The sequence below is a fragment of the Dulcicalothrix desertica PCC 7102 genome (genome assembly GCF_003991905.1).
Classification (GTDB): domain Bacteria; phylum Cyanobacteriota; class Cyanobacteriia; order Cyanobacteriales; family Nostocaceae; genus Dulcicalothrix; species Dulcicalothrix desertica.
On sequence record NZ_RSCL01000032.1, the window covers coordinates 37,678 to 53,020 of the forward strand.

The following is a 15,343-nucleotide window of genomic DNA, read 5'->3' on the forward strand; positions in this document are numbered from 1 at the left end:
CGCTATTCAGTTATCTATTGATTTTAAGTTGATGACAAACAGTTACAAACTGTCCCATGCTTGGGCTACTACTTGACTTAACCAGCGACGTTGCTGTTTATCGAGAACCAAGTCATCGGCAAGTACTTGTGCCGTGAGTTCTTCGAGAGATTGACCTTGGGCACGGACGATTTTGATTACACCTGCTATGGCAGCTGCTACCAATTCTTCATCTACTGGTGCCTGACGTAGGTCAAAAATTTGTTCTGGACTGTTTGGGATGGGATAATTCATGGCGTGATGTAAAGAGCGAACTAATGGATGATAATTTTTGATAAACTCTTAAAATTTCTTTACTGAATTTTCATCTAGCTGATAGGGCGGATATTACCGCACTTTACAGGTTTGTTAAATCTGTCTTAATGAGTAGATTTTTCAGAGATTTGCCAAAAAAATGAAACAACTGCTTTATTTAGAAATCCCAACCCCCGATACAGCGTCAGTCCGAGACTGGCTGCAAAACGATTTTGCGCCTTTCCAAAATGAGTCAACTTGTACAAAATCAAGAACTCCTGACGGAATTCGATTGAGAGTAGCTTCTACATCCCAAAAAGCGACTATTCCGGACAAACTTCAGGAACTTTCGATATTTGTATGGTCAGTACAGCGAACTACCTACTTGAAAGTTTTTCGCTGGGGAGATAGTAAGTTTCCTAGTGAAGCGCAAATTGTCAAGCGTCTTTCAATAGAAATTCGCAACCGTTTCCCCAATCAATACCCTGAACCACCAGAAATTGATTTATCTAAGCAAACTATATTTGAAGCTTTGGCGCCACATTACCCGAGTACCGTCAAGTATTTCCAAAAAATGCCTAACGGTGAATATGACCTAAAACGCGCGTACTGGTGGGAACAACGTTGGCGCCAAGGCGTAAGAAACCCCACCCAACCTCAACAGGTAATTTTTTCTCATCAAAATGGACAACAAAATTCTACTTCTACCCAATACGACATTATTTACATTGGTGGCGCCCTTGGAGTTATTCACGCAGCAGTAATGGCGCAGCTTGGGTATAAAGTATTACTAATTGAAAGATTACCATTTGGGCGAATGAACCGCGAATGGAATATTTCACGAGATGAAATTCAGAGTCTAATAAATTTAGGCTTAGTGACATCAAATGAAATTGAGTCGATTATTGCCCGTGAGTATAAAGACGGTTTCAATAAATTCTTTGATGCCAATAACATCAAAAAACTTAAGGCGCCTGTGTTACATACACCTACTGTATTAAATATATCCTTAAAATCAGATAAATGGCTGCAAATGTGCGGAGAAAAACTAAAAGCAGCAGGAGGTGAAATATGGGATGAGACTGAGTTTATTCGTGCTGATATAGATAATAATCAAGTCAGTGTTACAGTTAAAAATTTGACTAATAACGTCGAAAAACAAGTTGGCGCCAGATTATTAGTAGACGCAATGGGAACTGCATCACCAATAGCTTGGCAGTTAAATGGCAGTCGAGCATTTGACAGCGTTTGCCCAACAGTTGGAGCAGTCGTCAGCGGATTTACAAAAGGAGTATGGGATTCACATTACGGTGACGTTTTATACAGTCATGGTGATATATCGCGGGGTCGGCAGTTAATTTGGGAGCTATTCCCTGGAGAGAATGATGAGTTAACGATTTATTTATTTCACTACCATCAAGTGAACGCCCTTAATCCTGGTTCATTATTGGAAATGTACGAAGACTTTTTTACAATATTGCCAGAATATCGCCGCTGTGACGTAGATTCATTAGAGTGGAAAAAGGCAACATTTGGTTATATACCAGGACATTTCAGCACAAACGCTAACTCGCGTACCGTTGCCTTTGATAGATTAGTGGCAATTGGAGATGCAGCTTCGTTACAGTCTCCATTAGTATTTACAGGGTTTGGTTCACTAGTTCGCAACTTAGAACGTCTTACCAAACTTCTGGACTGTGCTTTAAAGCATGATTTATTGAGCGCACAGCATTTAAATAGAATACGCGCGTTTCAAAGTAACATTGCAGTAACTTGGATGTTTTCTAAGGGGATGATGGTTCCAACAGGAAAATTCTTACCCCCAGAACGCATTAACTCAATGTTAAATAACTTCTTTGGTTTACTCGCAGACTCTTCTGCTGAAGTTGCCGAAAACTTTATCAAAGATAGATTTGATTGGTTAACGTTTAACTTGCTCGCACTCAAAGCAGCTAGAAAGAATCCCGCTTTACTACCGTGGATTTGGGAATTAGCAGGCGCCAAAGATTTATTTCGATGGTTAGGTAATTATATCAACTTTACTCGTCATGCAATAGTTTGTGCATTATTGGGCAATTGGTATCCTAACTTTCTCGCTAAAAATCAAAAAAGGCTAGAAAGCAACCCAGGTTTATGGTTACGACTGCTAGCTATTGAGTACGCAATTAAAACGGGTAAACCACCATCTAAGCAGCAAATAGTTCCCCACGCTGCCACAACAACAACCGTCCAAAATCCAAAGGTAATTTAATAGTAATTACCTTCGTTAATATTTCCAAATGCAAAAACTGTCATTCTGAGCGCAGCGAAGAATCTATATAATTCAAGTATAAACAATTAGATGCTTCACTACGTTCAGCATGACAATCAGCACTTAATATGATATATTAAAGACTGAATTTATAATGAATATTACTTAATATGATAAAAAATATTTGGAAAAAAATAGTATTATACGTATTTTTCCCAATTATTAGTCTAGTAATAATTACCAACCATGTAACACAAGCTCAAAGCGCACCACTACCCTCAAGCACTTCAACAGCAACAATAGAGTTTCAAATTCGAGGTACTGAACCATTCTGGAATATTGACTTAAGTAAGCGCGCGATAATATTTTCAACACCCGATGCGAAAAAGCAAACTTTCGCTTATGTACAACCGCTTTTCCCAGTCGGACGCACTCCTGATAGCGTGCGTGTGTATAAACTTCGTGATGATAACACGCTAATTATTAAAAAAGCGAATGGTTGTAGTGATGGAATGTCTGAAATAGAATATGCTTATTCGGCAACTTTTATTTCGGGTAACAAGGTTTTAGAGGGTTGTGCTGAAAAAAAGTAAACTATAAAACTATTAAAGAAAAGTGGAGAGCAGCAGTATATGACTTAACTCTCCACATCTAACCTTACAAAGTTCCATTTTTGACTAAATTCCGAATAATGTTATCTTTTACCATTAACATACGTGAAGTTTGCATAAGTACATCTAACATTTGCTCACGGCTTAATTCTTGAGCCGATTCTTGCATTAAGCGCATTTGGAATTGTTGTTCTAAACTTAATTCAAACATAGTAGTGTCCATAGTTAATCTCCTTGGGGGTTAAATTAAATCGAATAGCAGATTCGTTATTTCTTATCTACTAATTTATATTCTCGTAACAATATTACACACTATCTTGCGACTGAATTCAATTTTGAGATTGCAGATATATGTATCACTTAAGATATCTCGCATGTTTATCTAAAGAGTGAAACATAATACAAAAGTATTAATTTTGTCTTAGGATTTAAGAATTATTAATTTTATTAGTGTTTTACCTTAGTCTTATAGTTTGTAGACACCAGAATATATCTAGATTTTATAGTTAATATAGATTTTTTTTATATCTCGTTATTCTTCAGGCGCCGTCTATTAAATTCTCTTCAGAAAAAATGTATTTATAAAGACCAAAACAATTTTTATTTAAAATGGTTCTAATAGCTGTACGTCATCAGACAGATGTAAACTAGATTTGATATCGGGCATAATAAAAAAGTGATACTATTACCTCTATATATAGACATAAATTGGCTGATTTTAATTTGAGTAGTCGAATGAAGCTAATTAGATGGGCGCCAATTGTGTTAGGATTGGTAGCACTTGTAATAGCACATTATGTTGCACTAATTTTTCGAGTTAGTCCAGCAGTATCTCTATGGTTTCCACCATCTGGTGTTGCGGTAACACTCAGTCTGTGGTTTGGTTGGGTAGGAGTTATCTTAACGTGGATAGCTTCGTTTTCAATGTCTCATTTGTGGGGAAATGAAGGTTGGTATAGACTCGCAAGTTTGACGGATGTTACAGAACCCCTAGTAACTTTACTTCTGTTTCGTTATTATTGGCACAGCAACCTCAATTTTAAACGATTAAGAGATGCAGTGACTTTTATTATCAGCGCACCAATACTGGGTTGTGGAGCTTCTGCGCTGATTGGTTGTTTGGTGCTTTCAACTCTGGGTAAAATGTCTTGGCTTTCCCTAACTGGAAATATTTTGCGTTGGTGGTTAGGTAATGCTGTAGGAGTTATGGCAGTTGCACCTTTACTTTTACTGCTATTGACCCCCATTTTAGTTAAATATGGCTATATTTCGTCTAGAAGCCAACAATCTTCCCAATCTTCAATACAACTAACGGCGCCTGACGATAGTACTAATTTAAACTTTTCCAAGGTAGATAATATTACCCCCAATTGGTTGGAAGCAAGCATTATTTTAATATTCTGTATATTTATTGCGATACTAACGGTACATAAAGTAGACACATCGAGCGTATTATTTAAAAACTACTCATTTTTAAACTTTATCCCAATTATTTGGGCAGCAACTCGCTATCAAATTCTTGGTGGTACACTTACCGCGAGCTTCTGTGTATTTGCTACGATTGTGGCTTATATTATAAATTTTCCCAATGCAAATACCTCACACATACTCTTTGATTCAGAAATCTTACAAGTTCACAAACTAAGTTTATTTGTTCAGTGTGGTGTTAGCTTATTAATTGGTTCCGCAATTACGGAACAAGCTACAATGCAAACAATGCTTGCCGTTGAACGTGTGCGTGCGGCAGAATACCAAGCAAAAGCTCAACTAACTCAGAAATTAGAGCTTTTCAATATCCAGCTACAACAATCAAATCAAGAAAAAGACGAACTATTAGAACGCGAACAATCTGCTCGTAACGAAGCTGAGTCAGCAAATCGTATCAAAGATGAATTTTTAGCTGTACTTTCCCACGAGCTGCGAACTCCACTCAACCCAATTTTAGGTTGGACTAAACTATTGCGCGCACGTAAGCTCGATGAAGCCAAAACTGAACGTGCGCTCTTAACCATCGAACGCAACACTGTGTTATTAAATCAACTTATAGACGATTTACTCGATGTTTCAAGAATATTACGGGGCAAATTTACACTTAATGCAGTAGTAGTAAACTTAGAATCAGTTATTCAAGCGGCAATTGAGACGGTTCAACTTGCAGCAAATGCGAAATCAATTAATTTGCAATTTATACAAACAACTCAATCCTCAGTAATGGGGGATATAAATAGATTACAGCAGGTTATGTGTAACTTACTTACAAACGCGATTAAGTTTACGCCAAATGGTGGAGACGTAAATATTATACTATCAGAGATAAATAATGGTGATTTTAATACATCTAATTATGCTCAAATAACCGTCACAGATACAGGTAAAGGCATAAACCCAGAATTTTTACCTCACGTATTTGAACGTTTCCGTCAAGCAGATAGCAGCATTACACGCACATTCGGTGGATTAGGTTTGGGACTGGCAATTGTACGGCAAATAGTCGAATTGCATGGAGGAACCGTAGCAGCAGCAAGCGAAGGTGAAAACAAAGGGGCAACATTCACAGTTCAATTACCAATACATAAAAATTAAATCTCGTTGATGCTAAAACCTCCACTAACCTGCTAATTCTAATTCAACTTTGTTTTTGATGGGTTCATCTTTACTATTTACAACCCAATTTGCAATCGTATTTAAAATCTCGGCTTTTTCGGCAGGTGTTGCGGAGACAACAAGCTCGCGCAAATCAGGATTTTGAGAGCTAGCCAGAAAATCAACCGGATTTTTACCCGCGAGTAATAAGCAGAAGTATAACCTCGACCCAGGCGCCAACTCTTCCAAAGCTTCTAACATTTGTTCCAAAGTTGTGTGCGACACGGCGCCACCTTTACCATTTCTAAACTGTGACACGTGAGAAGGGCTGACACCAACATGCCGGGACAATACTGCTCCCGTAATTCTGTACTTTTTCAAAGTTTCATCAAAACATTTATGTATCAGCATTCTTGACTTAATGACTTAATTCACTGATAATTAACTTAAATTCACTATTAGTGAAGCAAAATTTTTTATAGAGCTTACCCCCTAGTATCGCATCTGAAAACAAAGAATTGATTCCACTAGGGAATTATAGTTATTGTGAGGGTGCTTACTCGATATGAAACTAACTCCAATTTATAGCCAGTTATATACCAGCACACCTAAGCAAGTAGCAGAATGGCAATAAGTATAGTAGGTATATTCCTAAAAAATTACTGGGGGTTCTCGAAGAAGCCGATAAACAGAAGCGTCCAGTCGAAGAGATATTATATTTGCTAGGTGTTGCCTCAAATTTAACTAACCAAAATGTATTAGTGGGTATTCAAAATAATACCAGTACATATAATTCTTCTCTTAGTCAAAGCCAGACAAGAAGACATAAAGGTGATGGTAGTGGCTATATTCAGTGGAAAACTGTAACTGTTAACGGTAAACAGTACTCACAACCTTGGTATCACTATGAGTTTTGGAATAACCGAGAACGCTTTATCAAGTCATCGTGCTACATTCCTAAACAACTACTTACTCAAATTATCCAGTTAGATGCTAATAAAGCCCCAGTGCAGGAGATATTAAACCTACTAGGGGTGATTATATGATAAGAAAATGAACATAGGATGCATGAAGCCTACAAAAAATTTTCAGCTTATTTATTAAGACTTGTAGCTTTCACGCACAAACTTGTAATTGTAAGTATTAGTACATGAGTTTATATGTATTTATTGGATAACATTAATAAAGGCTAATAGGCGCCTGACGGTATGGGAAACGATAGTGTTTTACTGGGGGTTATAACAAACAAGCCCCAGTAAAAAATCAGAATTAAATCATAACCCCCAGTAAAAACAGCCCCAGTAATTTTAATAAACAACATAGAATAAAGCTCTCCTCAACACACACTTGTTATAACTACAAGCCGTGTGCTGGTTTGATGACGTTTGTAGATGTTGAACTCTGATGATTGAGGGTAATAAGGATGGATAGGCGCCTTGCTACTACTATTGGGATAGTGTTTTACTGGGGGTTATAACAAACAAACCCCAGTAAAAACAGCCCCAGTAATTTAATAAACAACATAGAATAAAGCTCTCCTCAACACACACTTGTATAAAGCGCGCTCTCGTTATGAGTGCAAGCCGTGTGCTGGTTTAATGACGTTTATATATGTTGAACTCTGATGATTAATCACCAAGATTTCTCCGTTGGTGCCAAAAATGAAAAAACCTCGGCTACCGCACCGAGGTGTATTCTACTTCAAACATGATGGGAGATACATAAAACCGATATCAGAGGATGGAATTACTCCGATATTAAGTAATGTAACGTTTTATTTCAAAATCGTCAAACTCCGAATGGTATAGAAACCCGGTTTCTTTTTGATAAATCAAGTTTTTTAACAATATCTCTCATCAGAAACCGGGTTTCTTGTATGTCCTACTTTTGAACTAATTCCTTAGCTATAGCTAATGCTTCAGGGGGAATTTGAGTGATTAGACGGATGGGAAATGCTTGTGTAGAAGCAAACTGAGCATAGTCGGCAGTTAGAAAGACTTCATATTTTTTTGCTTCGGGTGTAAGTTGAGCCGCAGATGCTAGTACAATACTCTTTACATAATTGCGGACATCAACTGCTTGGTCGCCAACGATTTCACCCCCACTGATGGGAGTATCGATTTTGCCGCGTTGGTCAAGAGTTGCGTTTGGGTCTTTTACACTTAGGTGAGTGGCGCCTACAATACCAACTAGAGATTTAGGATTTGGAAGTTTGTCGAAGCTAATTACTTGTTCGGTTAATGCAGGTGTTGTTTTGTCAGCAGAAGCAGCTAGTACAAGTGTAGGAACTTGAACTTTAGATAAACCAGTATCGCCAAATAATAAGGATGTAGTGGGGTTTAGTGCAATAACCCGTTTGATTCTACTATCGCGAAAAGAATAATTGTTTTCTGGTAATTCCTGGGCAATACACTGCATACCTTCACCCAGACTAACAACAGCAAGATTCTCTTTACACCGTTGTTTAAGAAATTCTAGCTGATACTCGGCGCCACCAACAGCGAGTGCAGTACTTCCTCCAAACGAGTAACCAAGAATAATTACATTATTAGTAGCGAGTTTGCCAGTCAGAGAAAAAGACTTATTACGGTTACTCGCATCTAGTTGGTCTAAGACAAAGCTAATATCTTGAGGACGTTCTAAAAATTCTTGTGGTTTCATAATTCGGTTCTTGCCAACAAGTGCCGAATTTACATTTGCTTCATTACTGCCAGGATGCTCTAATGTAACTACTGGATAACCATGTGATGCTAAATGCTCCGCCAAATATTTTAATTCTGTGCGTACAGACCCCAGTCCATGAGAAAAAATAATTACAGGTTTACTCGAATTAACGTCTTTTGACCAATATAAATCAAGAGGTATTTTCCGTCCCCGTTTTTTATCATCCAAGTCCATCTTCAAAATTTGAACTTCTGCTGACCCAGGTTTTGAAGCATCAAGCGGTAACTTTAATTGAACTTTGCGACTGCTCAAACGAGGTTCTATTGCTGCCATGAACCGTTGCGTCTGCCAAAACGCAGTATTAAAACTGCCTGCAACTTTAAAAGCTTGTGGTAAATCTATTTCTAGCTGCTTGCTAGGATAATTAGCTATAAATGATAATATCGATAAACCTTGAGGCGCCGTTGAAGCTAAAACCAACGCACCACGCACAGCTTGAAACCGCGCGTTATCTCGGCGCCGAATTATACTTGACAAGTCATTTAGAATAGTCGAACCAATACGTGTACTTAATAAATTATTCATCGTGACAACGCTAATTGGCACATTCGTCCGCAGTGCTGTAACAAGTTGCTGACGCTGCCCAAGCGATAGACCCTTTGTATAAATATCATAGCCACTAGGAATTTTACCCGTTTGTGCTATTTGTTGCAGTTCCAAGAGCGTAATCTTTTCAGTAAATGGCCCATATCTCACCACTAAAGTATCAGCAGCTTGAGCGGCGCCAATTCCTAAAACCTGTGTTGTCGCAAATGTACCCAATAAACACACTACTAACTCAATGATTTTCCGGTGTTGCGCCATAAATATTGTTACCTTATATTGTGGTAATAACCGCAAAAATACGGTGAAATTGGCAAAGCACCGGAATTATATAATCGCTGCTGTGCTTGTGTCTAGGTTAGATTTACTAGTTTTGATTGGAAGAATTTGCAACGGATGTAACGGATGTAACGGATAAATGATGGGAAATAGCTTATGCTAAAACACTAGGCCGCATGTTATGAGTCGCGAATGAAGGGCGCAGTTTTCCCGCTTTCGCGCGCATCTTAAAGATTTTGACACCTGTTTAAAAGTAAATTAATCCATTTTTAGCATACTTAGAACTTTCACTACTGTCGGAAAACGTAAGTTTTCGCAACTCGCAGATAGTATTATTAGCTTGGCAAAAAAACAAGATTTTTTGATTGATGGAGAATTAGGCGCCGGAATAATTACTCGGTGTGAACAATGACGTTATGTAAAAGTCATTTGGATTATGAGGAGGGATACTCATACTCATTAAATACCACAACTGTGTCCTTGTTCTCAAAGAAAAAACGGTAAATGAGTCTTTTTTCTGCTCAAAAATACTTACAAGAGCAAAAATTGACACTTATTCTTAGCTCGTGGCATTATATTAAGAAAGACTAATGCTATAAATAGAGTAAATCATGAATGTACACCTTTGGCAAACCTTTGTACTTTGTGGTTCGTTTCATAAATTTAAATTTTAATTTAGGTTTTAGGACTAATGTAGCAACTAAAGTTGGTGAGATATGAAGCAAGGAAACCATATATTACAAAAGTGCTTAGAACATTTGCAAGCTTTGCCCGGTATCCAGGCTTCGTTGATATCATCTCATGCTTTGGTCAAAGGAATTGATGGAATTATTAACATCACTAGTCCGTTAAAATCTGTTGATTACGCTTACACAATTCAACCAGATGTTAATGGAAAAATCATTGAACTTGTCATTGCGTACCTAAAACGTCATGAGGAAAAAGCTGGGCAAAAACTTCTGCTTGTTTCTCGCTACTTACCTAACAATGCGATTGAACATTTACTCGACGAAAATATCGAGTTTATAGATAGCGCGGGCAATACATACCTTAATAGTGCAGCAGCTTATGTTCTCATTCGTGGCAAGCATCGTCCTAAAGAAAAAATTTCACCCACCTTACAAATTACACCTAATACTTTAAAACTTATCTATATATTGCTCAAATCTCCCAACATTTTAAACGTTGCATCTAAAGAATTGGCAATTGCTGCTGGTTTAACAACACGAACAGTTGGTCAAAGTCTAAAAAACTTATATCAATTAGGCTACCTTCAACGTCAACGCAACGGAAGTTACCGAATAGCAGACTACACAAAGCTTCTAGAGCGATGGGAGATAGGTTATACTGAAACGCTACGTCCAAAATTATTACTTGGAACTTTTACTTCTGTGGGAGAAAGTAAGTTTTCGCCAGTTGCAGATACTATTATTAGCTTGGCAAAAGAACAAAATTTTTTGATTGGTGGAGAATTAGGCGCCGCGATAGTAACATCATATTTAAATCCAATTGGCGCCACATTACATGTTTTAGATAATCATCGTCTCATTGCTGCCAAACTTAAGCTAAAACCCAGTTTACAAGGAGAAATAACTTTTCTACAACAGTTTGGAGTTAATAACGCTTTAGGTAATAAACAAGAAGAATTTATTGCTGACCCATTATTGATTCATGCAGAGCTAATGCTTTCAAATGATGACCGACTGATGGAAACTGCCACACGCATTTTTAATTTATATATTGAGGGAGTAGCAAAAAGTGCGTGAAAATGACAACTATAAACAAGTTTTGTTAGATATCAAAACTATTGCAATACTTATATAGCAGAAGATTGGGATGCTAAATTCGACACTATCCTACGCCGTTTTCAAGCTTTGGAACAAGGTTTAAACAGTTAATTTTCATAAAATGCAAGATTCCCGACACTTCTATGCGCGTCGGGAATGTTTAAAGTATGCTTCAAAAGCAACAGCAAGTATAAATTGTCATTATTCTAGTAGCGAATAATCTGAGGATTTACTGAATGTTGAGATGCTTCACTGAATACTGAGATGCTTCTCTACGGTGACTCATGACAATTGAAACATTATCCGTTACATCCGTTACATCCGTTGCCAGGGTTACTCTTCCAAAGATTTCCCAGTCTTAGATAGTAACTTACCCAAACGTTGAACAGGCCCCTTAAATCCTCTTTTTGCTTCGTGAGCAGCTTGTTGAGTTTGCTCACCCAAACGAGTTAATACTTCTGCAATATCAGTAGCTTTAGGTTTGCTACGCTTTAATACTTGCTTAAGCTCTTTCAACTCGTTAGCAATTTCTTTAATACTTTCGTCTTCCGAATTATGCAGCACCTTATACCAAGTATCAATGGCGCCTACAGAAGTTTCGCTATCAACCTGGGTTAAATCACCATCTAAAGTATCTATCAAGCCATCGATTTCTTCGATTTGCTCGTGTTCTTCAATTTTACCTACAGTGTTACCAACTTTAGTTAGTTGCTTACCTAATTGACGTACTGGAGTTTTAACTTCTTTTTCAGCGTCCCCAGCATAGTTAGCTGTTTGTTCGCCAATTTCTATTAAAACTTCACTAATTTCATGTCCTGTAGCTTTGTTGCTTTTCAGGAGTTTTGCTAGTTCTTTTAGGTGCGAAGCAATTTCTTTAACTTCGGGTTCTTTGACTTTTTGCAGTACACCTTGCCATTCGTTAACTAGTTCAACTGCTGCTTCTGTTTCTAGGTCGGTCAAATCACCACTAAGTGTTGAGCGCAACTCATCTAGCTTTTCTAATAATTCATTATCAGCTTTTGAAGAGGCGCCATTTTGTTGTACAGGTTGCTTTTCGTCTTCGTTATGGTCTGCTTCCTGCTTACTTTTTGCTTGTGTTTTGCCTGCCATAATGTAAAACTTGCTACAGATTTTTGTAAATGTATAAGTTTTAGTTTACGAATCTACAATATCAGTTCCCTCATTCTAAAGAGCCAAAATCAAACGAATGTATTATTTATCGTTTGGTAGAGGCTTTTTTATTTTTTATGATTATTCAATAAATATTAAAGCACAGGCAGGATGCCTGTGCCACAACTATGTCACAATGAAGCTGTTAAAATTAAGGCGCCAGTCTACTGAGTACTGACATATCTTCTTCGTCTAACTCGACAGGAATACCGCTACGAATCAGTTCAGAAAAATCTTCGTTGGGTACCATGATTGTTAAAGTATACAAACGTTCGGCGCCTGTATTTTTTATCATGTGAGTACCTGTAGGTGGTACTAGTAAACTATCTCCGGTTTTAATTGAAACATTTTTACCATCACAAACTGCTACTCCTTCTCCTTTAAGCACAAAAAACATTTCTACTGCCCATTGATGACGGTTGGGTGGAGTTTTTCCACCAACATCAAAAATTTCTACGCAGCAGGTTAAAGACGTGTTAGCGCTCTTTGTATCGAAAATAATTGCTAATCGATTTGAATCATGGGGACTAATGCGATAGACTTGATAATCTTTGAGAGATCTAACTACAGGAATAACACAACTCTTAACTTGCATATAATTATCTCCTATTTAATCTTTAACTTCTGTACGGGCGGGTTAACTCATACCAAGCGTTATGACGAACAATTTCGTAAACCCGCCCCTCTTAACTCCTAACTGCTTTTTGAATTTCTTGGGAGTCGGTGACAAAACCAAAGCATTGTTTGACGTTATATATAGTTGCTTGCCAGCAATATTCAGGTGATGTTGTGGCAGTACAGTCTTCTACTAATATGCAGTCGTATCCTAAAAAGTTTGCATCTTGAAGTGTTGCCATCACACATTGGTCGGCATTTACACCTGTAAATAATAGTGTCGTGCGTCCTAGGTTCTTTATGATACTATCTAAAGGCGTATCCCAAAACCCTGACATTCTATACTTATCGACGCGAATATCTGATGGCGCCACTTCGAGTTCATCTACTACTGCTGCTGCCCAACTTCCTGCCATTAATACATGGGCGCCGTTTTTTGGTAGTGGGTCACCTAAACCTACTCCTTCACCTGTAGGATTATATACGTGTAGCACGTTAGCACTAATGTTCATCAAGTCTTGACGATTACCCCAATTTACCCAAAGTACAGGAATATTAACTTGGCGTAATATTGGTAATAATTTTTGTAACGGTTTAATTGGTTGCCGTGCAGGTGTTACATCTACACCAATATGCGCTAACCAACCATCTGGGTGACAAAAGTCGTTTTGCATATCGATAACGAGAATGGCTGTTTTCGCCAAATCGATACGTAGCTGCTTGGTAGCAGTTGTTAAAATCACAGGTTGTGGGGTTAGTTCTTTGCGAGTGATATCAGCAACCTCGTGATTCACAGACCAAGCGTTTGGTTCTACCCCTAATTTCCGAAGTGGTAAGTTCATAAACCGATTTATATTGGGAAGGGGAATTGGTTCGCTACTTCCCGTACCTTACTTTTTAACTCGAAAATTCACTATTACGTCTAATTACTTAATAAAGGTTGAAATCGTGTTTACTATTGAGAATGCTTTAATTGCCACACCAGATGATTACTCCAGTACTAAAGTGCTGATTACAGATGGTCGTATTGCTGGTATTTCTTCACAACTTGATACTGTTGGTACGTCAATAAACGCTGACAATAAACTTTTACTTCCAGGTTTCGTTAATGCTCATACTCACTCTTCCGAAATGTGGCAGCGTGGGATAATGTCGATGTTTCCCCTCGAACTGTGGTTAGCTGAATTATACGACTTTGCACCGCTTGATATTGAAAAAGTTTACCTAAGCGCTTTGGGTACTGCCGTTGAGACTTTACTTTCTGGTGGTACTACCGTTGTAGACCATTTAGTTTTAATACCAGGTAAAGAACTCGAAACTATTGCCACCGCAGTTCGTGCGTATAAAGAAGTTGGTATTCGCGCTTTTGTTGCTCCCCTTATTCAAGATGAGTCACTTGCTGCTGGAATACCATCTGGAGATACCAAGCAAACCCACGAACCTTATTTCCGTTCCACCCAAGCAACCCTCGATATTATCGAAGAAGCTGTTAAAAAGTTTCATTGTCCTGAAAAAGGTATTAATATTGCTGTGGCGCCTACAGGTATTCAACTATGTAGCGATGCTTTATTTAAAGGATGCGCTGAACTTAGCGATAAATACGACCTTTGCCGACACTCACATTTACTCGAAACCAAAGCACAAGAAAAACTTGCTAAAGAAAAATACGGTTGTACTGCGGTGGAACATCTTGAGCGTATAGGCTATTTAGATTACCGTACTTCTCTAGCACACTGCGTTCACCTTACCGATAAAGATATAGCAATTCTTGCACACACTAAATCTACAGTCGTTCACAACCCCCTTAGTAACCTACGCTTAGGTAGCGGTATTGCCCCTATCCTTAAATATCGTCAAGCTGGTGTAAATGTTTCTTTTGGTTGTGATGGTGCATCAAGTAACGACTCGCAAGACTTACTCGAAGCTATTAAAATTGGTTCAATAGTACATAATGTGACAGATTTTGATTATCAACACTGGATAACACCACATCAATCTGTCAAAATGGCTGCATTAGGTGGCGCCACTGGATTAAATATGGCTGATAATAATGGTTCTCTTGACGTTGGTAAAAAAGCTGACTTAGTACTCTACGATTTAACCAGTTTATCGTTATTACCCCGTACAGACCCAATTGGACTATTAGTACTTGGGCGCCCTGTCAACGTAGTAGATAGTGCTTGGGTAAATGGAAAGCAAATAGTGAAGAGCGGAAATGTTACAACAATTGACGTACAAGACCTACGGCAAGAATTATTAAAACATAGTCAGTGGCAAAAATCACGTAAGTCAAAGACTGCTGCGGAGTTAGAAAAACACTATCGCTTTGTAATGGGTTTGTAAATTTTAGTTTTTGTAGGCAGTAGGGTGGGCAGTGCCCACCCTACGTATTGAAACAATTTATAACAAACTAAATACTTAAGTAATGGTAATATTAGGAACTACACAGTCAGCATAATTAACATCCAGCTTGCTGACGCTCGATACCTAATACGGCGCCAAGAAAG

13 protein-coding genes are annotated in these 15,343 nt (G+C 38.1%); 6 read left to right on the top strand and 7 right to left on the bottom strand.

The features are described from left to right. Positions 1-42: 42 nt before the first annotated feature. Positions 43-273 (bottom strand): hypothetical protein, encoded by a 231-nt coding sequence (locus DSM106972_RS42900; RefSeq protein WP_127086442.1) that lies wholly within the window; start codon positions 271-273, stop codon positions 43-45. A gap of 160 nt (positions 274-433) precedes the next feature. Here DSM106972_RS42900 and DSM106972_RS42905 point away from each other — a divergent pair, with 160 nt between their 5' ends. Then, a complete protein-coding gene (locus DSM106972_RS42905; RefSeq protein ID WP_127086443.1) occupies positions 434-2,524 on the top strand; it encodes an NAD(P)/FAD-dependent oxidoreductase in 2,091 nt (696 codons plus the stop codon). Between the two features lie 170 nt (positions 2,525-2,694). Further along, the gene (locus DSM106972_RS42910) at positions 2,695-3,117 is read left to right on the top strand and encodes a COG3650 family protein (RefSeq protein WP_127086444.1); all 423 of its coding nucleotides are present in this window, start codon (positions 2,695-2,697) and stop codon (positions 3,115-3,117) included. A 64-nt stretch (positions 3,118-3,181) separates the two neighbouring features. On the opposite strand, the gene DSM106972_RS42915 is transcribed toward DSM106972_RS42910, so the two are convergent. Further along, positions 3,182-3,358: an NblA/ycf18 family protein gene (locus DSM106972_RS42915; protein ID WP_127086445.1), complete on the bottom strand. Its 177-nt coding sequence runs from the start codon at positions 3,356-3,358 to the stop codon at positions 3,182-3,184. Positions 3,359-3,870: 512 nt separating this feature from the next. Between DSM106972_RS42915 and DSM106972_RS56175 the strand changes: the two genes are divergently transcribed. Further along, positions 3,871-5,718: a sensor histidine kinase gene (locus DSM106972_RS56175; protein WP_127086446.1), complete on the top strand. Its 1,848-nt coding sequence runs from the start codon at positions 3,871-3,873 to the stop codon at positions 5,716-5,718. A gap of 24 nt (positions 5,719-5,742) precedes the next feature. Here DSM106972_RS56175 and DSM106972_RS42925 read toward each other — a convergent pair whose 3' ends face one another. After that, on the bottom strand, positions 5,743-6,129 hold the full coding sequence (locus tag DSM106972_RS42925; protein ID WP_127086447.1) for a helix-turn-helix domain-containing protein: 387 nt from the start codon (positions 6,127-6,129) through the stop codon (positions 5,743-5,745). Positions 6,130-6,437: 308 nt separating this feature from the next. On the opposite strand from DSM106972_RS42925, the gene DSM106972_RS42930 reads away from it, so the two are divergent. After that, positions 6,438-6,764, top strand: coding sequence for a hypothetical protein (locus DSM106972_RS42930; RefSeq protein ID WP_127086448.1), 327 nt, complete (start codon positions 6,438-6,440; stop codon positions 6,762-6,764). Positions 6,765-7,599: 835 nt separating this feature from the next. On the opposite strand, the gene DSM106972_RS42935 is transcribed toward DSM106972_RS42930, so the two are convergent. After that, positions 7,600-9,246 (bottom strand): alpha/beta hydrolase, encoded by a 1,647-nt coding sequence (locus tag DSM106972_RS42935; protein ID WP_127086449.1) that lies wholly within the window; start codon positions 9,244-9,246, stop codon positions 7,600-7,602. A gap of 734 nt (positions 9,247-9,980) precedes the next feature. Between DSM106972_RS42935 and DSM106972_RS42940 the strand changes: the two genes are divergently transcribed. Continuing rightward, positions 9,981-11,030 carry a type IV toxin-antitoxin system AbiEi family antitoxin gene (locus DSM106972_RS42940; RefSeq protein ID WP_127086450.1) on the top strand — a complete coding sequence of 350 codons (1,050 nt, stop codon included), beginning with the start codon at positions 9,981-9,983 and terminating at the stop codon, positions 11,028-11,030. A 354-nt stretch (positions 11,031-11,384) separates the two neighbouring features. On the opposite strand, the gene DSM106972_RS42945 is transcribed toward DSM106972_RS42940, so the two are convergent. The 3 genes from DSM106972_RS42945 to DSM106972_RS42955 form a co-directional block, all read right to left on the bottom strand. Then, positions 11,385-12,161, bottom strand: a complete 777-nt coding sequence (locus DSM106972_RS42945) for a hypothetical protein (RefSeq protein ID WP_127086451.1) — start codon at positions 12,159-12,161, stop codon at positions 11,385-11,387. A gap of 211 nt (positions 12,162-12,372) precedes the next feature. Continuing rightward, positions 12,373-12,816 carry a cupin domain-containing protein gene (locus tag DSM106972_RS42950; RefSeq protein ID WP_127086452.1) on the bottom strand — a complete coding sequence of 148 codons (444 nt, stop codon included), beginning with the start codon at positions 12,814-12,816 and terminating at the stop codon, positions 12,373-12,375. A 91-nt stretch (positions 12,817-12,907) separates the two neighbouring features. Beyond that, the gene (locus tag DSM106972_RS42955; protein WP_127086453.1) at positions 12,908-13,678 is read right to left on the bottom strand and encodes a cysteine hydrolase family protein; all 771 of its coding nucleotides are present in this window, start codon (positions 13,676-13,678) and stop codon (positions 12,908-12,910) included. A 103-nt stretch (positions 13,679-13,781) separates the two neighbouring features. Between DSM106972_RS42955 and DSM106972_RS42960 the strand changes: the two genes are divergently transcribed. Then, a complete protein-coding gene (locus DSM106972_RS42960) occupies positions 13,782-15,179 on the top strand; it encodes an amidohydrolase (protein ID WP_127086477.1) in 1,398 nt (465 codons plus the stop codon). The last annotated feature ends 164 nt before the right edge of the window (positions 15,180-15,343 follow it).

Excerpts from the sequence above, each read along its gene's own strand:
- DSM106972_RS42900 (WP_127086442.1), bottom strand. The coding sequence starts at position 273 with ATGAATTATCCCATCCCAAACAGTCCAGAACAAATTTTTGACCTACGT.
- DSM106972_RS42905 (WP_127086443.1), top strand. The coding sequence starts at position 434 with ATGAAACAACTGCTTTATTTAGAAATCCCAACCCCCGATACAGCGTCA.
- DSM106972_RS42910 (WP_127086444.1), top strand. The coding sequence starts at position 2,695 with ATGATAAAAAATATTTGGAAAAAAATAGTATTATACGTATTTTTCCCA.
- DSM106972_RS42915 (WP_127086445.1), bottom strand. The coding sequence starts at position 3,358 with ATGGACACTACTATGTTTGAATTAAGTTTAGAACAACAATTCCAAATG.
- DSM106972_RS56175 (WP_127086446.1), top strand. The coding sequence starts at position 3,871 with ATGAAGCTAATTAGATGGGCGCCAATTGTGTTAGGATTGGTAGCACTT.
- DSM106972_RS42925 (WP_127086447.1), bottom strand. The coding sequence starts at position 6,129 with ATGCTGATACATAAATGTTTTGATGAAACTTTGAAAAAGTACAGAATT.
- DSM106972_RS42935 (WP_127086449.1), bottom strand. The coding sequence starts at position 9,246 with ATGGCGCAACACCGGAAAATCATTGAGTTAGTAGTGTGTTTATTGGGT.
- DSM106972_RS42940 (WP_127086450.1), top strand. The coding sequence starts at position 9,981 with ATGAAGCAAGGAAACCATATATTACAAAAGTGCTTAGAACATTTGCAA.
- DSM106972_RS42945 (WP_127086451.1), bottom strand. The coding sequence starts at position 12,161 with ATGGCAGGCAAAACACAAGCAAAAAGTAAGCAGGAAGCAGACCATAAC.
- DSM106972_RS42950 (WP_127086452.1), bottom strand. The coding sequence starts at position 12,816 with ATGCAAGTTAAGAGTTGTGTTATTCCTGTAGTTAGATCTCTCAAAGAT.
- DSM106972_RS42955 (WP_127086453.1), bottom strand. The coding sequence starts at position 13,678 with ATGAACTTACCACTTCGGAAATTAGGGGTAGAACCAAACGCTTGGTCT.